This is a genomic window from Actinotalea ferrariae CF5-4 (assembly GCF_000603945.1).
GTDB classification, from domain to species: Bacteria; Actinomycetota; Actinomycetes; order Actinomycetales; family Cellulomonadaceae; genus Actinotalea; species Actinotalea ferrariae.
The window spans coordinates 1-19,707 of sequence record NZ_AXCW01000079.1 but is presented as its reverse complement, the minus strand read 5'-3'; the positions used below and the strand labels follow the sequence as shown (position 1 = coordinate 19,707).

Genomic DNA, 19,707 nt, shown 5'->3' with positions numbered 1-19,707 from the left:
GTTGCGACGACCGATTGAATCCGCCTTGTTCCTCTCCCTCCTCCCGCCCGGCACCCTGCTCGCCTCTCCCTCCTCCCGCCCGGCACTCTGCTCGTCTCTCCCTCCTCCCGCCCGGCACTCTGCTCGCCTGTTGCTCTGCTCGCCCTTTCCCCCTCCCGCCCCCGAAAACCGTTGCCCACCGGTCCGTGCCAGGTGGCTCCGTCGTGTCGGTGGCGGGGTCTAGTGTCGAACATGTGTTCGATACAGCCGTGCGCGGTCCGCTGTCAGGTGGGGGTGGTCTCCCGCCGGGCTCCGACCTGCGTCGGCCCTGGAGGACAGCTGATGACGAACCGGTCGACGACGTGGGCCCGGTGGGACGCGTGCTCGCCGACGTCCCGGGCGGTCCGGACCTGGCTGCGACGCTGGTGGAGCTCGAGAGCTGGGCCTGGGACGCGGGGTCGGTGGTCGAGGTGGTCGCGGCCTACGAGCGCGTCGCCTCGTGGGCCCGAGCAGGGGCGGCGGACGCGGCGGCCCGGTTGGCGGCGCTGCCGGAGATGAACCCGTCCTGGCCGGGCGAGGTCGGGAGGCCGACCGAGTCCAACGGTGCCTCGACCGAGCTCTCCCTGCGTCTCGGTGTCTCGAGGCGTGCGGCGGCGACCCTGGTCGGCACGGGGCAGGCGCTCAGGACCGTCCACCACGGGACGGGCGAGGCCCTCGCGGCCGGGCTCGTCGACTGGCCCAAGGCCCGGGTGATCGTGGGCTCGCTCGAGCACGTCGCACCGGTCGTCGCCCTCGCCGTCGAGGACAGCGTCCTGCCGACGGCGCCCGGGTCGACGCCGGCACAGCTGCGTCGCCAGATCGCCCGGCTCCTCGAGGAGATCGACCCCGACGACGCGGCCGACCGCCACGAGCACGCGCGAGCACGCCGGTGCGTGACGCGCCCCCGAGCCCTCCCGGATGGCATGGCGAGCATGACGGCGACCTTGACGGTCGAGGCGGCGGTCCGCCTTGACGCGTGCCTGCAGGCCGCCGCGGAACGTGCGCGCAGCGACGGAGACCTCCGCAGCACCGACCAGCTGCGCGCAGACGCGCTCGACGCGATGGGTGAGGTCGCGTGGACCGTCGGGTTCATCGGCCTTCCGGGACCCTCGACGACCGGTGCTCCTGAACCGATGGCGGCCCACGACGCTGCGCGACCCCCGGCGGGCATCACCGGGGCGGATCCGGGGGTCGACCATGCGTCTCCCGGTCAGGCGCGTGCTGGCCAGGCACAGGGCGGTGCACCCGCCGACCCGGCTCGGGGGAGCGGCGACCGACCACCTCCGCACCTTCGGCTCGGACGCCGCACCGGACCTCCGGCGCGGGTGCACGTCACCGTGGGTCTGGGGACGCTCCTCGGCCTCGACGACCGGCCGGGTGAGCTCGCCGGGTTCGGTCCGATCAGCGCCGATGTCGCGCGCCGTCTTGCGATGGACGGGACCTGGCGGCGCCTTCTGGTGGACGAGCCGTCAGGAACGGTGGTGGACATCGGGACTACGCGCTACGTGCCGCCGCCGGACATGATCGAGCTCGTCCGGGAGCGCAACCGGACCTGCGTCATCCCGACGTGCGGCATGCCCGCACGCAGCTGTCAGACCGACCACACCGTGCCGTTCCCGCGAGAGGCGGGCCGGCCGGCCGTCGAGCGCCCGCCCGCCGTGCCACTCGAGCCGGCAGCACCGAACGAGGCAGGGAGCTCAGCCGACCGAGAGGCACCGAACGAGGCAGGGAGCTCAGCCGACCGAGAGACACCGAACGAGGCAGGGAGCGCAACCGGCCGAGAGGCACCGAACGAGGCAGGGAGCTCAGCCGACCGAGAGACACCGAACGAGGCAGGGAGCTCAGCCGACCCAGAGGCACCGAACGAGGCAGGGAGCGCAACCGGCCGAGAGGCACCGACCTTGCCGCCTCTCTCGGGCGAGTCACCAGCACCGACCCTGCCGGCTGTTGATCCGCCGGCTCTGGCCGAGCCGGGAGCACCTGCCCCGAAGCCCTCGGGGCGGACAGCGGTGGACAACCTCGGTCCGCTCTGTGCCACGCACCACCTCTTCAAGACCCATGGCGGCTTCCGGCTGGAGCAGCCTCGTCCGGGTGCCTTCGTGGTGCGGACGCCCTCCGGGCACGTCTACCTTCAGGAGCCGGACCGTCCGCCCGGCATCCCTGCACCCCGGCCCTTCATCGGAGCGCCGGTCGAGTCCGGCCCACCGCCCTTCTGACGGGTCGAACCCGCGTCAGTACGCGTCTACCTGGCGCGGCGTGATGCTTCTCCCGCGTGCATGAGCCCGGAGCCCGGAGCCCGGAGCCCGGAGCCCGGAGCCCGGAGCCCGGAGCCGAGCGCCCGGAGCCCGGAGCCGGGGGGCTCAGAAAACGGGTCTCAGAGCCCGGGGGCCGCCCAGCGACCGAGGCGGGGCCCGGGGTCTGGCGTGCGCGGGCCGTCTGCATCAACGGCACGGATCGTCCCGTTGCGTCGCGGGACACGCTCGGCAGGCGCGCTTCCGCCGGGTCTCGGCGCGACAGACTGGGAGGGCACCGGCGACTCCGAGCGCCGGGACGACGAAGGAGGAGACATGGGCGTCCTGGGAGAGCTGTTCGTGGGAACCCACTCCCTCGCTCTGGAGCGGGCCGGCGTGCTCGACGCGGGCGAGATCCCCTCCGGTGCTGTGCCGCACATCGACCTGACACAGATCGGTGCCCTCGACCTGGAGATCCTCGGCGAGGTGGCCGCGCGCGAGGTCCGCTTCGGCACCGGTGACCTCGAGGTCGCGGAGATCGACCTGGCGCACGACAACCTCTTCGGCCTTCCGCCCTTCCTCACCGAGGTCCTCGCCGCGGTGCGCGAGAGCGAGGACGAGGACGTCGTCGGCGACATCGCCCGGTCCTGGGCCGACGACGCGGAGATCGACGCCTCGACGGCGGACCTGGAGCGCGTCATCGACGCGATCGTGGGTCTCGCCGTCCAGGCGACCGAGCGCGGCGAGCGCCTCTACCTCTGGACCCGGAGCGTCTGAGACCCGAGGGAGCGTCTGAGAGCCGAGGGAGCGTCTGAGACCTGAGCGAGCGTCTGAGACCCGAGGGAGCGTCTGAGAGCCCGGAGCGTCTGTGGCCGCCCGAGGGGCTCAGACCCTGGGGAGGCTGCGCCCCCGGCTCTCCCCCGGCTCTCCAGCGGCTCTCCCCCGGATCCGTCCGCACCCCCCGCTCGCCGTCTGGGCGCCCGGTCATCGGTCGCCAGAACCAGCACGCCGCGCCGCTCCGGACCGCGGGCTACTCCTGTTCGCCCGCGGGCACGCGCGACTCGCCGTCCTCCGTCGACCGCCGCTCCCGCTCGACGTGCTCGTGCAGCTCGTCGTAGGCGGTGCCCGCCGGCATCGGGGCGTCGGACCGGAACGCGGCCCGGCCCAGCGCGAAGCCGCCGACGGGCGCCGTGACGAGCTGGAGCGCGATCGCGACCAGCAGGATCACGGCGTGCGCCCACGTCGGCTCGAGCACCAGGACCCCGAGCAGCACGAGGCACACCCCGAGCGTCCCGGACTTGGTCGTCGCCGCGAGCCGGGAGTACGCGTCGCCGAAGCGCAGCAGACCGATCGCCGCGATGACGAACAGGCCGACGCCGAGCACCAGGGCCGTGTGCCCGACCAGCGACTGGACCAGCACCGCGGCGTTCATCGACGGCTCCGGGAGATGTAGCGGGCGAGGGTGACGGCCGAGAGGAAGCCGACCAGGGTCGCGACCACGACGACGTCGAGGATCTCGTAGCGGTCCGTCCGCAGCGCCAGCAGGGCCACCACGGCGACGAACACGAAGAAGGCGTGGTCCGCCCCGATGGCACGGTCGGCCTCGGTCGGGCCGGTGGCACCGCGCCAGGCGGCGGGCAGCAGGGTGAGCGCCAGCACGACGAGGAGGGCGTCGAGCAGGGCGGGGTTCACGATCACCGCGCACCCCCGTCAGCCACGGGCGACGTCGCGCCCGCACGTCCGGACCACCGCCACACGGCCCCCGTGGGCGGCGCCGGCGGCTCGGTCCCGCGGATCATCCGCAGCATGCGGGTCTCGGTGGCGTGCACCTGCGCCCGCAGGTCGTCGGGACGCGCGGGGGCGTAGATGTCCAGGACGTAGAGGACGTGGCCGTGGCGGTCCACCTCGATGGTGACCGTGCCCGGGGTCAGGGTGATGAGGTTGGACAGCAGCGTCAGCTCGGCGCGGGTGCGGCACCGCAGCGGCACGGCGGCGACGCCGGGGGTGGTGCTCAGGCCCGGCGTGAGCAGGTCGCGGGAGACCTGCCAGTTGGCGGCCACCATCTGACCGAGGAACCACAGCCCGAACGGCACGGACCGGACGGCGACGCCGAGCGCACGGGTCACCCGGGTCAGACCCGACGGCGTGCGCCTCACCGGGCTCGAGCTCACCGGGTGGCTCATTGCGTCACCGCCTCGACGTAGCGGCTGGGGTCGACGAGGCCCTCGGCGGCGGTCTGCGCCAGGGAGAGCAGCACGTCGGCACCCAGCCCGATGGACAGGGAGAGGAGCGTCAGCACGGCACCGGGGAGGACGAGCCGCCACGGCACACGCAGGGGGTCCGTCACGACCTGGACACCGGGCTGCCGCAGGACGTCGCTCGTGGGGTCCGTGACGTCCGGCAGGGTCTCCGACGCCCCGGAGACGAGCGCCGGCTCGCGCTCCGAGACGGGGTCGCCGCCCCAGAAGGCGCCGTTCCAGATCTTCAGCATCGACAGGAGCGTGAAGAGGCTGACGACGACGGCGAGCCCCGCCACCAGGTACTCCGCCTCCAGCACGGCGGCCCGGATGAGCGTCAGCTTCGCGACGAACCCGGAGAACGGGGGGATCCCGACGAGCGACAGGGCCGCCCCGAGGAACACCAGCGCGAGCCACGGGGAGTGTCGCGCCGCCCCGCCGAGCCGGGACAGGCGGCCGGTCCCCGCTCGGTGCTCGATCGCCCCGCAGGCGAGGAACAGGGCCGCCTTCACGATGATGTGGTGGATGAGGTAGAAGATGCCCGCCGCCAGGCCCAGCGGCCCGAAGAAGCCGATGCCGAGCAGGATGTAGCCGACCTGGCTCGTCATGTGGAACGACAGGATCGCGCGCATCCCGCTCTCGCCGAGCGCCCCGAGCACCCCCACGACCATCGTCGCCCCGAGCACCCACAGCCAGGCCGTGTGCAGCCGCTCGTCGCCGCCGAACATCACCGCGTACAGCCGGAAGATCCAGTACACGCCGATCTTCGTCAGGAGCCCCGACAGGAGCGCGGTCACCGCGACCGACGCGAACGGGTACGAGCGCGGCAGCCACGAGTGCACGGGGACGAGCGCCGCCTTCGCCGCCAGCGCGACGAGCACGACACCCCCCGCGAGCGCCACCGCCACCGACCCCTGCGCCGCCCCGGCCAGCTCACCCAGGTTGACCGTTCCCGCCGTCGCGTACACGAGCCCGACGCCGGTGAGCAGGATCGTCGACACGAGCAGGTTGACCGTGAGGTAGATCCGCCCCGCCCCGAGCTGCGGCAGCCGTCCGCTGCGCGTCAGCAGGACGTAGGACGGGATGAGCGCCACCTCGATCATGACGAAGAGGTGGAACAGGTCCGCGGTGGCGAAGGCCCCGAAGACCCCGCCCGACAGCACGAGCACCAACGGGTGGAAGTACGGGTCGTCGTCGTCGCGCGTGCCGATCCCGAACGTCGACGTGACGAGCACCAGGAACGCGGTCACGGTGATCATCAGCGCGGCGAACACGTCGACCGCGTACGGGATCGACACCCCGCCGGGCCAGCCGGCCACCTGCTCGACGACGACCGAGCCGTCACGCGTCGAGACGAGCAGCGTGAGGCCGAGCACGACGACGGCGGCGTGCGTCCCCAGGGCGACCACGCGCTGCGCCCTGGTGCTCCGGCGCACGGCGAGGGCCACGGCGGCCATGAGCAGCGGCAGCCACAGGAGGGCGGGGAGCCAGTCGTTCACGGTCGGTCGCCTCCCGTCGTGGAGCCGGCGGCGGTCGCCGAGCCGGTGGTGGTCGGCGAGCCGCCGTCGGTCGCGGGGGTGGCGTGGAAGGTCACGCCGCCCGGGAGCGGGGTCGCGCCGCCACGCGGAGGGGCCGCACGGGGACCCTCGGCGTCCGACGGCGGCCCGTCGTGCTCGCCGCCGTTGCCCGCGAGGGCGAGGAGGTACACGGTGATCCCGAACGCGATGACGATGGCCGTGAGGGCGAAGGCCTGCGGCAGCGGGTCGGCTGCCTGGGCGGCCGAGCCCTCCGCGAGCAGCGGCGGGTCCCGCCGGTCCATGCCGCCGGCCCCGAGCAGGACGACGTTGGCGGCGTGCCCGAGCAGCACGAAGCCGAACGTCACCCGGACCAGGCCCCGCTGGAGCAGCAGGTACACGCCGGCGCCGACGAGGACGGCGACGAGGACGGCGGTGCTCATCGGATCGCCTCCTCGGTGGTGACGGGTCGGTGGTCGTCGTCGGGCAGGGCCGGGTCGTCGGGGGGATCGCCCGAGCCGTCGCCGGCCCCCCCTGCCGTGCGCACCGCCACGTCGACGGCCACCTCGGTCCGGCCGTGGCTGAACCGGTCGATGGCCGCGACGACCAGGCCGAGCACCGTGAGGTACACCCCGACGTCGAAGATCAGTGACGTCGTCAGGGACTGGTAGAAGCCGCCGACCTCGACCGCGCCCCGGATCGGCCGCAGGAACGACCCGTCGAGCATGCCCAGCAGGCCTGCGCCGACGGCGACCGCGACGCCCGACGCGAGCAGCGGCTCCGCCCGCAGCGGCGTGCGACCGTGCAGGCCGCGCGGCAGCTGGACCAGCGCGACCGCGAGGCCGCCCATGAGCGCGGCGATGAAGCCGCCGCCGGGCTCGTTGTGCCCGCGCCACAGCAGCACCACCGACGCCACGACCACCACCGGCACCACGACGCGCGAGGTGACGTACAGGACGGTCCGGTCACCGGGGGCGTCGTCGTCGCGGGGCAGCCGCTCGGCCGGCCGGTCCCGGCGCAGCAGGGCCAGCAGCCCCATGCCGACGACGGCGAGGACCGTGATCTCCCCGAACGTGTCCAGCCCGCGGAAGTCGACGAGCACCGTGTTGACGACGTTCGTCCCGCCCGAGCCCTCCGGACCCTCCTCGAGGAGGTACCGGGACACGGCCGACGGCTCTCGGCGCCCGGCGAGCGCCCAGGTCCCGAGGCCCGCGACCGCCCCGGCCACGAGCCCCGCACCGGCCGCGACCGCCCGGCGGGTGCGGGGTGTCGGCTCGAACCGGTGCGGCAGGCGCCGCAGGACGAGCACCGCGACGACGACCGTGAGGATCTCGACGAGCAGCTGGGTCAGCGCGAGGTCGACGCCGCCCGCGAGCAGGAACCACACCCCGACGAGGAACCCGACGATGCCGAGCATCGTGATCGCGCCGAGGCGTGACGTCGTCCGGGCCAGGCCGAGCGCCGCGACGGCGGTGAGGGCGACGACCACCCAGTCCTCGGGCCGGGTCGTCGCGCGCGCCGCGGGCAGGTCGCGCAGGACGACCACGCCGACGACGGCGACCGCCGCCACCCCGACGAGCGGCCACGCGAGGTGGGGGGCGAGCGCGCCCGTGCGGGCGGGACGGCCGATGCCGTCGCCGAGCCGCAGCACGCGCGCGTAGAGGGCGTCGTAGACCTGCACGCCGGAGAAGGGCAGGTCGAGGCGCTGCAGCGCGCGGTCCACGGGGCCACGCGCGAGGAACAGGCCGACGCCGAGCGCGATGGTGACGACCGACATCCACAGGGCGACGGAGTCCAGGCCCGGCCACAGCTTGAGGTCCACCTCCGCCTCACCGAGGACCGTGTCCTGCACCGCCCGCGTGAAGAACGGGTTGAGGCTCGTCACGAAGAGGCCCAGACCCAGGCTCGTCACGGCGGGGAGCGCGGCGGGCAGCAGGAACGAGAGCCGCGGCTCGTACAGGTCGGGCTGCTCGGTGCGCCCCGCGAAGGCGCCGTAGAGGATGCGGGCGCTGTACGCGAACGTGAACGCCGCCGAGAGCACGGCGACGCTGCCCACCACCGGGCCCCAGCCGCCGGGCGCCTGGAGGAACGAGTAGTACGACTCCTCCTTGCTCACGAAGCCGAGCAGCGGAGGGAGCCCCGCCATCGACATCGCCGCGATCGCGGTGAGGCCCGCGGTGACCGGCATGACGCGGTACAGACCGGACAGGTCCCGGATGTCCCGGCTGCCCGCCTCGCGGTCGATGATCCCCACGAGCATGAAGAGCGTCGCCTTGAACAGGGCGTGCGCGAAGGTGTGCACGCCCGCGACGGCCAGCGCCTGGTCGGTGCCCACCCCGACGAGCACCACGATCCACCCGAGCTGGCTCACCGTGGAGTACGCCAGCAGCGCCTTGAGGTCGTGCTGCTGGAGCGCGAAGACCGCGCCGACGACGGTGGTGACGAGCCCCGCGGTCACGAGCGTCACCGTCCACAGCGTCGTGTCCGCGAACGGGGGCGAGAACCGCATGAGGACGTAGATGCCGGCCTTCACCAGCGTCGCCGCGTGCAGGTACGCGCTGACGGGCGTCAGGGCGACCATCGCGTCGGGCAGCCAGAAGTGGAAGGGCACCTGGGCCGACTTGGTCATGCCCGCGAGCATCAGCGTGACGGCGATCCACGGTGCCAGGGGGGAGGCGGCGATCTCGCCCGAGCGGGCGAGCGTCTCGGTGACGCTGGTCGTCCCGGTGACGGACCACATCAGCACGACGGCGGTCAGGAGCGCCAGGCCGCCGGTGCCCGTCACCACGAGCGCGCGGGTCGCCGGCCGTGCCTCCTTGAGGCCCTGGCCGCCGATGAGCAGGAACGAGCACAGCGTCGTCAGCTCGAAGAAGACGAAGAGCAGCACGGTGTCGTCAGCGAGGACCAGGCCGAGCATCGCCGTCGCGAAGAGCCCGAGGAGCCGGTACAGCCGGGCGTGGTCGTACGTCTCGCTGAGGTAGCGCGCGCAGTACGCCATGACGAGGGCCCCGACGCCCAGGGCGACGACGACGAACAGCAGGCTCAGACCGTCCAGCCGGAGCCGGACCGCCACGTCGAGGGCCGGGATCCACGGGATCTCCGCCGTCACCGGGCGGCCGGCGAACACCTCGTCGGCACCGGTCAGGACGAGGCCGAGCGCCCCGAGCATCGCCACGGCCATGGCGTAGCCCGCGTCGCGCCCGAGCCGGCGGGCGAGGGGTCGCGCGAGCGCGGCGGCCGTGGCCATGACGAGGAGGGCCGCGAGCAGCGTCACGGGGCACCGTTCCTTCCGGTGTCGGGTGGCGTTGCCCCGGTCATCCCGCGCGAGGTACGGGTGCCCGAGGCCTGCCGGAGTGATCGCTCCGGCGCGAGGGGGTGGAGGTGAAGATTCTACTCGACGACGGTGCAACGTCGGGGGAGGGCACAGGTTCCCCCGGGGCAGCCCATGGGGCCCGGACCGCGCACCGCACCGACGACGACGCCGGGACGGGTGCCGGTCGGAGCCTGTTCGACGCTGCGGTGCGGACCCGTGGCCGTTAGCGTGAGGGCTGCATCCGTCGATCAAGGAGGTGGCTCGTGCCCGAGCTGACGCAGTCCAAGGAAGACATGACCGCCAAGATCCTCGGCGTCGTCGTCGCGCTCGGGGCGGCTTGGGTCGCCCAGCAGGTCATCAACCAGGTGTGGACGAAGGCCTTCGGCCACAGGCCGCCGAAGGCGGAGGACGAGGGTGACTCGCGGTTCGGCGAGGTCGCCGCCGCAGCCACCGTGACGGGCGCGGTCGTCGCCCTCGCCCGGGTCCTCGCGACGAGAGGTGCCGCCCGCTTCATCAAGTGAGGCGTGCGGCGCCCGGCGGCGGATCGGCGCCCTGCCCGTCGGCGGACGGTCAGTCCGCCGGGCGCTCGTCGTCGCGCGAGACCTCGGCGCGGATCTCGGACTCCGCGACCTCCATGTCCCGCGACAGCTCGTCCACGACCAGGAGGTCGTGCCGCACCTTCCCGGTGCGGAACCCGGCGCGCGACACCATGTGCGCCGCCACGGGCGACGTGAGCATCTGGAACCCCGCGACCAGCACGAGCACCCACAGCACCTGCAGGGTGCGCAGCCGCAGCGACAGCCCGACCAGCATGAGGATCAGCCCGAGCACCTGGGGCTTCGCGGCCACGTGCGTCCGGGCGAGCAGGTCCGGGAACCGGACGAGCCCGACCGCCGCCGCGAACGTCAGGAGCGAGCCCCCGAGCAGGCACAGCGACGCCAGGACGTCGAGCACGGTGGTCGTCGTCGCGGCACTCATCCCTTGACCTCCCCGGCCGGGGAGCCGCCGTGGTCCTCGTCGTCGACCTGACGCATCTCGGCCTCGGTGCGGCGGCTGCGCTCGGTCTCCAGCGACGCCAGTTCCTCGCGGGTGAGGACGCGGCCCTCGCCCTCGGGCTCCACGGACGCGAACCGCGCGATCGTCACCGAGCCGACGAACCCGACCAGGGCGAGCGCGACGAGCATGGGCAGGCCGTCGGTCCGGCGCGCCCAGGCCGCCTCGAGCGCGACGGCGCCGACGAGCGTGCTGGTGAGGATGTCGAGCGCGACGCTGCGGTCCAGCATGCTGGGCCCCCGCTCGGCGCGGACGAGGGCCAGCACGCCCGCGGCGGCGAGCAGCGCCACGCAGACGGCGACGACGGGCAGGATCACGACCCCACCCCCCGCGGGTCGCGCGACAGCCCGGCCTCGGCGAGCTCGGCATCCGAGGCCAGGGCGCGCAGGATCCGGGCCTCCAGGTCCAGGACGTGGCGACGCGCCTCCTCGACCCCGCCGCTCGTCGCGACGTCCAGGACGTGCACGTAGAGCGTCCCGGAGACCCGGTGCGCCTCGACGATCACCGATCCCGGCACGAGGGAGGTGAGGACCGCGGTCAGCGTCAGGTACAGGTCCGAGTGGCTGCGCAGCGGCACCGCCAGGACGGCGCTGCGGGGCGATCGCCGCGGGTCCAGCGCCTGCACGGCGACCTGGACGCTCGCCACGGTGAGGTCCCCGACGAACCGCACCACGAGGTACAGCAGCGGCCGCACGTGGACGCGCCCCCGGAAGTCCATGGGCGGCATGGGCAGCACGGCGACGACGACGACGCCCACCAGCAGGCCCACGACGAGCGTCCCGACCGCGAAGTTCCCCCACAGCAGTGCCCACGCGATCGTCAGCCACAGGGCGGTCCACACGCGCACGCGCAGCGCGCGCCGGCGCGGGTGCAGGCTCATGGCGTCCCTCCCTCGTCGGTGCCCTCGTCGCTGCCCGTCTCCTCCTCCGGCGGCGCGGGCTGCTCGCCCCCGCGGGGTCCGACGTCCTCGAGGTCGGATCCCTCCTCGACCCGGTCCGTGCCGCCCTCGCGCCGCGCCTCGTCGGTGACGTCGGCGGACCGTCCCTCGCCGCGGCCGCCCGGCAGGACCGCGGTGACGTACTGCTCGCGGTCCCGCAGCGTCGCGGCCGCCCGCTCGGTGTAGTCGTAGAGCGGACCGGCGACGACGGTCAGCGCCACGCCGGCCACCACCAGCGCCGCGGCCGAGCCGACCATCCCGCGGGGCAGGGCGACCTCCCGCGGCTCCTCGGGCGCGGGCTGCCAGAACGCCTTGTTCCACGCCTTGACGATGGCGTAGAGCGTGAGCAGCGACGTGACGATCCCGCCCGCGACGAGGGTGTACGCCAGCGGGGTGCCGACCTCCGCCCCGGCCTGGATGAGCCCGGCCTTGCCGAGGAAGCCCGACAGCGGGGGGATGCCCGCCAGGTTCATCGCCGGGAGGAAGAACATCACCGCGAGCAGCGGGGCGATCCGGGCGAGCCCGCCCAAGGCGTCCAGCGACGTGGACCCGCCGCGACGTTCCATGAGCCCGACGACGAGGAACAGCGTGGTCTGCACCGTGATGTGGTGCGCGACGTAGAAGATCGCGGCGGAGAGCCCCGCCTCGGTGGACAGCGCGATGCCGAACACCATGTAGCCGATGTGGCTCACCAGCGTGAACGAGATCATCCGCTTGACGTCGTTCTGCGCGACCGCACCGAGGATCCCGACGAGCATCGTCGCCAGGGCGACCCACATCAGCAGGTCGTCCGCACGGCCGTCGGGGAACAGCAGGGTCTGCGTCCGGATGATCGCGTAGACGCCGACCTTGGTGAGCAGGCCGGCGAAGACGGCGGTCACCGGTGCGGGCGCGGTCGGGTAGGAGTCGGGCAGCCAGGCGAACAGCGGGAAGACCGCCGCCTTGATGCCGAACGCGAGCAGCAGCAGGAGCTGCAGGGCGAACGCGACGTCGGGGTCGATCTGCTGGAGCCGCACCGCGAGCTGCGCCATGTTCACGGTGCCCGTCGCGGCGTAGACCAGCGCGACCGCCAGCAGGAACAGCATCGAGGACAGCAGCGACACGACGATGTAGATCGTCCCCGCGCGGATCCGCTCGCCGGTCCCGCCGAGCGTGATGAGCACGTAGGAGGCGACGAGCAGCATCTCGAAGCCGACGAAGAGGTTGAACAGGTCCCCGGTGAGGAACGCGTTCGCGACGCCGGCGGTCAGCACGAGGTACGTCGGGTGGAAGATCGCGACCGGGGTCTCGGCGTTGTTGTCCGCCAGGCCCTGCGCCAGGGAGTACAGCAGGACGCACAGGGTCACCGCGGAGGACACGGTGAGCATGAGCGTGGACAGCCGGTCCGCGACGAGGTCGATGCCGACCGGCGCGGCCCAGCTGCCGATGTCCAGGACGAGGGGGCCGTCGTCGGCGGCCACGAGCAGCGCCACGGACGTCACCAGCACCAGGCTGAGCGCGACGACGCTGATGACGCCCTGCGCGCGCGCGTTGCGCCACAGCACCAGGGCCAGGCCGGCGGCGGCGAGCGGGATGACGACCGGCAGCGGCACCGCCCACGTGAGGTCCGTCAGGCTGAGGCCGTTCACCGCGCGTCACCGCCCTCGGGCGTCGGGACGGCGTGGGAGCCGGGGGCCGACGACGGCGGGGTGCCAGGGCCGGACGACGGCGGTCCGTCGTCGCCGGTCTCGTCGTGCACCTCGGCGGCCTCCTGCTCGAGGGTGGTCGTGCCGTCGTCGTCGCTGAGGTAGGCCGCCTCGTCGCGGGCGGCGCGCTGCGCGACCCGGCGGTCCTCGAGGTCGTCCTGGACCTCGTCGTGCTGGTTCAGCTGCCAGGACCGGTACGCCATCGCCAGCAGGAACGCCGTCATGCCGAGCGTGATGACGATGGCCGTGAGGATGAGCGCCTGCGGCAGCGGGTCGCTCATCGAGTCCTCGTCCGTGTAGTCCACGATCGGCGCCCCGCCGGCCCGGCCGCCGGAGACGAGCAGTACCACGTTGACGGCGTTGCTCAGGAAGATCACACCGAGCAGCACGCGGGTGAGCGAGCGCTCGAGCAGCAGGTAGACGCCGACGGCGGTGAGGGCGGCCGCGACGACGACGAGCGCGAGGCTGGGCGAGGTGTCGATCATCGTCCGCCCCCCTCGCCGGTGCCGCGGCCCGAGAGGCTGCCGTCGATCGGCTCGGACATCGAGGTGCCGCGGCCCCGCGTCCCGGCACCGGCGCCGGGGTCCTGACCTTCCCGCGCGCCCGCGCTGACCCGCTCCGTGCCCCTGACCTCGGGGTCCGCGGAGTCGGGCGCCGCCTCCTCGCTGTGACGGTCGATCTCCGCCCCGAGGCTGCGCAGGACGTCCAGCACCACGCCGAGCACGAGCAGGAACACCCCGATGTCGAAGAAGACGGAGGTCACGAGCTTGATCGGGCCCAGCACCGGCACGGCGAACTCGATGATCACGCTCTGCAGCAGCGAGCCGCCCGCCAGGACCGCGACGAGGCCGACGCCCGCGGAGAGGAACAGCCCGAGCCCGAGCAGCAGGCCGGGGTGCACGGGCGCGGCGTCGCCCAGCTCGTACCGCCCGCCCGCGAGGTACCGCACGATGAGCGCGATCCCGACGACGAGCCCGCCGGCGAACCCGCCGCCCGGGCTGTTGTGCCCCGCGAACAGCAGGTACAGCCCGACGACGACCATCGAGTGGAACAGCAGCCGCGTGATGATCTCGAAGACGACGGACCGTCGCTGTGGTGCGAGCGTGCTGCCGGCGCCCAGCCACTCGCGGTTCCGGCCGGGGGACAGCGTCCCGGCGGCGTGCTGGGCCCGTGCGTCGACGGTGAGCCGGCGGATGACGGCCGGCTGCGGGACCGAGTCCCACACGTACCCCGAGCCGCGCGCGGAGCTCGACCGGAAGATCGAGCCGCTGCGCGTGCTCAGGAAGATGAGCGAGGCCACGCCCGTCGCGGCCACGAGCAGCACGGCGATCTCGCCGGTGGTGTCCCACGCGCGGATGTCGACGAGGGTGACGTTGACGATGTTCCGCCCGCCGCCGAAGACGTACGCCTCCTCCGGGAAGTCCTCCGAGACGGGCGGGTGGACCCGCGCCGTCGGGACGACGAGCGCGAGGGCGCCGACGACGAGCCCGGAGGCGACGCCGATCGCCATCCGCAGCCACCGGCTCGCCGCGAGGGGCCGGACGGAGAAGTACGCCGGCAGCCGCCGCAGCACGAGCACGAACACCACCAGGGTCACCGTCTCGACCAGCACCTGCGTCAGGGCCAGGTCCGGGGCCCCGTGCAGCATGAAGAGGGCGGCGACGCCGTAGCCGCTCACCCCCGCGAGGACCACGGCCTTGAGCCGCCGTCGGGCGTTGGCCGCGAGGACCGCGCCCGCGACCGCCAGGCCGCCGACGACGAGCTGGGCCGGCCGGTCGTAGAGGCGGACCTCGTCGGGGCCGGGCAGCCCGGTGCGGGTCAGCGCCACGGTCTGGAGCGCGACCATGGCGAGCAGGATCACGCCCAGGTAGAAGGGCAGCGAACCACGCTGGGTCAGGGCGGTGACGTCCGCGGCCGCGTCGTCGAGGCGCCGCATGAGCCGGCGGTAGGCCCGGTCGGCGTCCAGGGGCACCGAGACCCGTGACTGCGCGCGCTCGACCCACGCGCGGGCCGCGAACATCGCTGCGCCGGCGGCCAGCACGAGGACCGTCAGCCAGAACGCGGGCTTGAACCCGGCCCACAGCACGAGGTGGCCCTCCTCGCCCGCGTACCCGGCGGCGTGCGGTGCGAGCAGCGTCTCCCCGAGCCCCGGCAGCAGGCCGGTGACCAGGCCCAGGACCGCCAGCACGGCGGCGGGCGCGACGAGCACGAGCGACGGGCGCGAGACGTGCGGCGGCTCGACGGGCGCGCCGTCGTCGTCGGTGGCCGGCAGCCGCTTGTCCGCGAACGCGCCCCACCAGAAGCGCAGGCCGTAGGCCACGGTCAGCGCGGACCCGACGACCATGCCGACGACGACGAGGAGTCCGCTCGGCGTCGTCGCCTCGGCCAGGAGCGCCTCGAGCGCGGCCTCCTTCGCGACGAAGCCCGCGAACGGGAACATCCCGATCATCGACAGGGTCGCGAGCGCGCCCGCCGTCGCGGTGAGCGGCAGCGCCCGCCCGACGCCGGTGAGTCGCCTCAGGTCGCGCGTGCCCGTGGCCGCGTCGACGATGCCGACGACGAGGAAGAGCGACGCCTTGAACATGGCGTGCGCGCCCAGCATCGCCAGGCCCGCCAGGGCCGTCGCCCTGCCGGGCAGCCCCACGAGCAGCACGAGCAGGCCGAGCTGGCTCACGGTGCCGAACGCCAGGACGAGCTTGAGGTCGTACTGGCGCAGCGCGCGGTAGCCGCCGTGCACGAGCGTCCAGGTCCCCGCCACCGCCACGACGGCCTTCCACACGGGCAGGTCGGCGAACGCGGGCGCGAACCGGGCCACGAGGTAGACGCCGGCCTTCACCATCGCGGCGGCGTGCAGGTAGGCGCTCACCGGCGTCGGGGCGGCCATCGCCGCGGGCAGCCAGAAGTGCAGCGGGACGAGCGCGGACTTGCTCAGCGCCCCGAGCAGGAGCAGGACGACCGCGACCGACGCCACCGCCCCGGTGGGCGGGTCGGCCAGGACGTCCGAGACCCGGTAGGAGCCACCGGCCTCCCCGAGCAGGACGAGGCCGACGAGCATCGCCAGGCCGCCGAACGTCGTGAGGATGATCGCCTGCATCGCGGCGCGGCGCGACGCCTTGCGGTCGGAGTAGTGCCCGATGAGCAGGTAGGAGAAGACGGTGGTCAGCTCCCAGAAGACGTAGAGCAGGAGCAGGTCGTCGGTGGTGACCAGGCCGAGCATCGCTCCGGCGAACGCCACGAGGACCCCGCCGAAGCGGCCGAGCCCGCCGGCGCTCGCCGAGAAGTAGGCGGCGCAGTACACGAGGACCAGGGCCCCGACGCCGCCGACGAGCAGCGTCATCAGCCAGCCGAGGGTGTCCAGACGGAACGCGAGCTCGATGCTCAGGGCGGGGACCCAGGCGACCACCTCGGTGGGACCGTCCCCGTCGAGCACCGCGCGCGTCTGCGACAGGGCCCACACCGCGGCCGACGCGGGCGCCAGGGCCAGGACGAAGAAGGCGCGCCGCCCCAGCCGGCTCACCAGCACGGGCGCGGCGAGCGCCATCGCGAGGTGCACGGCGAGGAGCAGGAGCATGTGGCCTCCGTCCGGTCGAGGGCGGTGGTCAGGGGTCCGTCATGTCGTGGGGCGCTCGTCCGCACGACCTCCGGGGCTGCCGTCACGGAGGGGTCCGGCGCGTCGGTGGGGGACGCGCGCCGTCACGAGCACGGTCATCGTATCCGGTGGCCTCCCGGTGCCCGGCACGCCCGGGTCGCTGCGCCCCCGGTCGGCGCCGTCGGCGCCCCCGTTCGCCGCACTCGGCACGCGCATCTCATCCGCCGCGGGTCTTGTGCGGTCGCGCACCCGTTGGCAGGGTCGGGGGGAGGAGGGCCGTCAGGGTGGTCCTCGCACGTGGTTCTCGCCCCGTCTGCAGAGAGGCAGGGGAGGTGGCCCGTCCGCTCCAGCACGCGGTCCTCGACTCGCTCCCGGCCCAGCTCGCCGTGCTCGACGCCGAGGGCACGATCGTGTCCGTCAACGACGCGTGGCGCCGGTTCGGGACCGCGGCGACGTGCGACGTCTGCGCGGAGGGCACCAACTTCTTCGAGGTGTGCCGGCGGGCCGCCGCGGGGGACGACCCCCGTGCCGCCGCCGACGCCGCGCTCGCCGCCGAGGGCGTCCGGCAGGTCCTCGACGGGGCGATCCCGGAGTTCTCCATGGACGTGGCCTGCCGGACGCCCGACGGGGTCATGTGGTTCACGGAGCAGGCCGTCCGCTTCACCGGCGGGCACGGGTCCGGCGCCGTCCTCAGCTACACCGACATCACCGAGCGCAAGGCGATGGAGGTCACGGCGCGGCACCTGGCCACGCACGACGTCCTCACCGGGCTGCCGAACCGCACGCTCGTCGCCGACCGGCTCACGCAGGCGCTCGCCGCCGCGCGACGCACGGGCGGCGGGGTCGCCGTCGTCTTCGCCGACGTGGACCGGTTCAAGGCGGTCAACGACCGCCTCGGCCACGCCGCCGGGGACGAGGTGCTCGAGGAGGTCGCGCGGCGGCTCCGTCTCTGCGTGCGGGAGGGGGACACCGTCGGGCGCTGGTCCGGGGACGAGTTCGTCGTCGTCTGCCCGCCGGGCCGGGGCCGGGAGCACCGGGAGGACGCCCTCGACGCGCACCGCGTCGCCGACGAGGTCGCCTCCCGGATCGTCGAGGCGATGGCCGTCCCGGTGGTGGTCTCCGGCACCACGCTGGACGTCGAGCTCAGCCTCGGCATCCACGTCGCGGGCCCGCGCGACCGGTCCGCCGACGAGATCGTCGACCTGGCCGACGCGGCGATGCTGCACGCGAAGGGCCGCCGGCGGGCAGCGGCCCTGGCGGAGGGCGGACCCGGCGGCGTCGTCGGGCTCGAGCACCGGGGCGGCGGCACGGGCGAGGAGCGCGTCGTGCAGCGGCTCCTGCACCTCCTGCGGCGCACGGTCGGCATGGACGTGGCCTGGACGAGCGAGTTCGTCGGCTCCAGCCAGGTGCTCCGGTTCGTCGACGTGGCGCCCGGCCTCGACGGGCCGTCCCCCGGCACGGAGACGCCGCTGTCGGGCGCCTACTGCTCGCGGGTCGTCAGCGGGGTCATGCCGGCGCTCATCCCGGACACCCGCCTGGAGCCCGAGGCCGTCCTGCTCCCCGCCACCCAGGAGCACCACATCGGCGCCTACCTCGGCGTCCCGCTCCTCGACGCGGAGGGCACCGTGGAGGGCATGGTGTGCGCGGTCAGCTCCTCCCCCCAGCCGGAGCTCTCCGCCGACGACGTCACGACGGCCCGCCTCATCGCCGACGTCATCCAGGACGTCCACCGCCGCGCGCTGAGCAGCTCGGCCGCGTCGGTGCGCCGCCGCGCCCTGCGCGACGAGGTGCTGGACCTGTGCCGCGGTCACGGGCGCCACGTCGTCCTCCAGCCCGTCGTGGAGCTGGGGACGGGGGCGTCCGTCGCGGTGGAGGCACTCACCCGGTTCGACGACACGACCCGCAACCCGGCGCAGTGGTTCGCCACCGCGACGGCCCTCGGCCTGGGTCACGACCTGGAGCTCGCCGCGGCGGCCTCGGCGCTGGAGCAGGCCGGCGGCGGCGCCCGGTCCGTCGCGATCAACCTCTCGCCCTCGGTGATCGTCGACGGGGCGCTCGACGAGCTGCTCTCGGACGCCGACCCGCACGACGTCGTCGTCGAGGTCACCGAGCACGCCCCCGTGGAGTCCTACGTCGCGCTCGACGAGGCGCTCGCGTCGCACCGCGCGCAGGGGCTACGGGTCGCGGTCGACGACGTCGGCGCGGGGTACGCGAGCATGACGCACGTCATCCGGATGCACCCGGACATCATCAAGATCGACATGTCGCTCGTGCGCGGGATCGACGACGACCCCGTGCGGCAGGCGCTGGTCCAGGCGCTCGCGGCGTTCGGCCGCCGGCTCCACGCCGTCGTCATCGCCGAGGGGGTGGAGACGGAGGCCGAGCGCGACGCGCTCGTGTCGCTCGGCATCGAGTACGCCCAGGGCTTCCTCTTCGGGACGCCGACGGCGCCGTAGACCCCTCGTCCAGAGGTCCACCCTCAGAGGCAGCGACCCCTCAGAGGCAGCCACCCCTCAGAGGCAGCCGCCCGCCGTCCAGTCCGTGCGCCACGTCGCGAAGGCCGGGTCCGACCCGGGCGCCAGGACACGGGCCAGCACCACGACGCCGTCGGGCTCCGACGGGTCGTCCAGCGCCGTCTCCAGGACCAGGACGCCGTCGGCCGTCGTGACCCAGCGCACCTCCGAGAGGGGTCCGGCGAACGGGCCGCCGGCGTCCGGGTAGGCCGCCAGCACCTCCGCCAGCGTGGAGCCGACCCCGACGCCCTCGGGCGTCCGCGGCTCCGTGCCGTAGACGTCGATCCAGACGACCACGCCCGCCTCGTCGGTGCCCACCGCGAAGAGCTGCTCGGCGGGCGAGCCGTCCACGCGCGTCGCGGGGCCGTAGCCCTCGGCGACCCAGCGGCCGGGGTCCACGCCGGGCTCCGCCATGCCGGCGCAGTGGTCGGGGTCCCAGGAGATCATCGCCGCACCCGGGTTGCCCTCCGCCGGCAGCCCGACGGTGAGCGGCCCGAGGCCCGACGGCGACAGGACGAGCTCGGCGGCGTCCGGTCGCGGGTCCGGCCGTGGGTCCGCCGAGGCCGACGGCGCCTCGGTCGGCGTGGGGGACGGGGTCGGCGTCGGGGTGGGGGTCG

16 protein-coding genes and 1 pseudogene are annotated in these 19,707 nt (G+C 74.1%); 4 read left to right on the top strand and 13 right to left on the bottom strand.

Going from position 1 to position 19,707, the window contains the following annotated elements:
• Positions 1-350 precede the first annotated feature (350 nt).
• Both N866_RS09085 and N866_RS09080 read left to right on the top strand, forming a co-directional pair.
• Positions 351-2,234, top strand: coding sequence for a DUF222 domain-containing protein (locus N866_RS09085; RefSeq protein ID WP_155855272.1), 1,884 nt, complete (start codon positions 351-353; stop codon positions 2,232-2,234).
• Between the two features lie 351 nt (positions 2,235-2,585).
• Positions 2,586-3,026 carry a hypothetical protein gene (locus N866_RS09080; protein ID WP_034225482.1) on the top strand — a complete coding sequence of 147 codons (441 nt, stop codon included), beginning with the start codon at positions 2,586-2,588 and terminating at the stop codon, positions 3,024-3,026.
• Between the two features lie 253 nt (positions 3,027-3,279).
• On the opposite strand, the gene mnhG (N866_RS09075) is transcribed toward N866_RS09080, so the two are convergent.
• Genes mnhG (N866_RS09075) through mbhE form a run of 6 tightly spaced genes read right to left on the bottom strand, consistent with a single transcriptional unit; the run spans position 3,280 to position 9,274 of the window.
• The gene (gene mnhG, locus N866_RS09075) at positions 3,280-3,681 is read right to left on the bottom strand and encodes a monovalent cation/H(+) antiporter subunit G (RefSeq protein ID WP_216699415.1); all 402 of its coding nucleotides are present in this window, start codon (positions 3,679-3,681) and stop codon (positions 3,280-3,282) included.
• Positions 3,678-3,947 carry an MrpF/PhaF family protein gene (locus tag N866_RS09070; protein ID WP_216699414.1) on the bottom strand — a complete coding sequence of 90 codons (270 nt, stop codon included), beginning with the start codon at positions 3,945-3,947 and terminating at the stop codon, positions 3,678-3,680. Before N866_RS09070 ends, mnhG (N866_RS09075) begins: the two co-directional genes overlap by 4 nt.
• Positions 3,944-4,420: a Na+/H+ antiporter subunit E gene (locus N866_RS20445; RefSeq protein ID WP_245612464.1), complete on the bottom strand. Its 477-nt coding sequence runs from the start codon at positions 4,418-4,420 to the stop codon at positions 3,944-3,946. Before N866_RS20445 ends, N866_RS09070 begins: the two co-directional genes overlap by 4 nt.
• A gap of 8 nt (positions 4,421-4,428) precedes the next feature.
• Complete coding sequence (locus tag N866_RS09060; RefSeq protein ID WP_034225480.1) at positions 4,429-5,985, bottom strand: monovalent cation/H+ antiporter subunit D family protein; 1,557 nt, start codon at positions 5,983-5,985, stop codon at positions 4,429-4,431.
• Positions 5,982-6,443 (bottom strand): sodium:proton antiporter, encoded by a 462-nt coding sequence (locus N866_RS20440; RefSeq protein ID WP_081802486.1) that lies wholly within the window; start codon positions 6,441-6,443, stop codon positions 5,982-5,984. Before N866_RS20440 ends, N866_RS09060 begins: the two co-directional genes overlap by 4 nt.
• Positions 6,440-9,274, bottom strand: a complete 2,835-nt coding sequence (gene mbhE / locus N866_RS09050) for a hydrogen gas-evolving membrane-bound hydrogenase subunit E (protein WP_052022713.1) — start codon at positions 9,272-9,274, stop codon at positions 6,440-6,442. The genes N866_RS20440 and mbhE overlap by 4 nt, the downstream gene beginning before the upstream one ends.
• A 302-nt stretch (positions 9,275-9,576) precedes the next feature.
• Between mbhE and N866_RS09045 the strand changes: the two genes are divergently transcribed.
• On the top strand, positions 9,577-9,834 hold the full coding sequence (locus N866_RS09045; protein ID WP_245612463.1) for a DUF4235 domain-containing protein: 258 nt from the start codon (positions 9,577-9,579) through the stop codon (positions 9,832-9,834).
• Between the two features lie 49 nt (positions 9,835-9,883).
• Here N866_RS09045 and mnhG (N866_RS09040) read toward each other — a convergent pair whose 3' ends face one another.
• From mnhG (N866_RS09040) to N866_RS09015, 6 genes are read right to left on the bottom strand one after another with little or no spacing between them, the layout of a single operon-like run.
• The gene (gene mnhG / locus N866_RS09040; RefSeq protein ID WP_034225478.1) at positions 9,884-10,291 is read right to left on the bottom strand and encodes a monovalent cation/H(+) antiporter subunit G; all 408 of its coding nucleotides are present in this window, start codon (positions 10,289-10,291) and stop codon (positions 9,884-9,886) included.
• Complete coding sequence (locus tag N866_RS09035) at positions 10,288-10,683, bottom strand: MrpF/PhaF family protein (RefSeq protein ID WP_342668403.1); 396 nt, start codon at positions 10,681-10,683, stop codon at positions 10,288-10,290. The genes mnhG (N866_RS09040) and N866_RS09035 overlap by 4 nt, the downstream gene beginning before the upstream one ends.
• On the bottom strand, positions 10,680-11,246 hold the full coding sequence (locus tag N866_RS09030) for a Na+/H+ antiporter subunit E (protein ID WP_034225476.1): 567 nt from the start codon (positions 11,244-11,246) through the stop codon (positions 10,680-10,682). The genes N866_RS09035 and N866_RS09030 overlap by 4 nt, the downstream gene beginning before the upstream one ends.
• Positions 11,243-12,931 (bottom strand): Na+/H+ antiporter subunit D, encoded by a 1,689-nt coding sequence (locus tag N866_RS09025; RefSeq protein ID WP_425393955.1) that lies wholly within the window; start codon positions 12,929-12,931, stop codon positions 11,243-11,245. The genes N866_RS09030 and N866_RS09025 overlap by 4 nt, the downstream gene beginning before the upstream one ends.
• On the bottom strand, positions 12,928-13,473 hold the full coding sequence (locus N866_RS09020; protein ID WP_052022711.1) for a Na(+)/H(+) antiporter subunit C: 546 nt from the start codon (positions 13,471-13,473) through the stop codon (positions 12,928-12,930). Before N866_RS09020 ends, N866_RS09025 begins: the two co-directional genes overlap by 4 nt.
• The gene (locus tag N866_RS09015; protein WP_081802485.1) at positions 13,470-16,559 is read right to left on the bottom strand and encodes a Na+/H+ antiporter subunit A; all 3,090 of its coding nucleotides are present in this window, start codon (positions 16,557-16,559) and stop codon (positions 13,470-13,472) included. Before N866_RS09015 ends, N866_RS09020 begins: the two co-directional genes overlap by 4 nt.
• Positions 16,560-16,909: 350 nt before the next feature.
• Between N866_RS09015 and N866_RS22595 the strand changes: the two genes are divergently transcribed.
• Positions 16,910-19,033 carry a sensor domain-containing protein gene (locus tag N866_RS22595; protein ID WP_081802484.1) on the top strand — a complete coding sequence of 708 codons (2,124 nt, stop codon included), beginning with the start codon at positions 16,910-16,912 and terminating at the stop codon, positions 19,031-19,033.
• Between the two features lie 57 nt (positions 19,034-19,090).
• On the opposite strand, the pseudogene N866_RS21350 reads toward N866_RS22595, so the two are convergent.
• Positions 19,091-19,707: pseudogene (locus N866_RS21350) on the bottom strand (hypothetical protein); the annotation flags it as partial.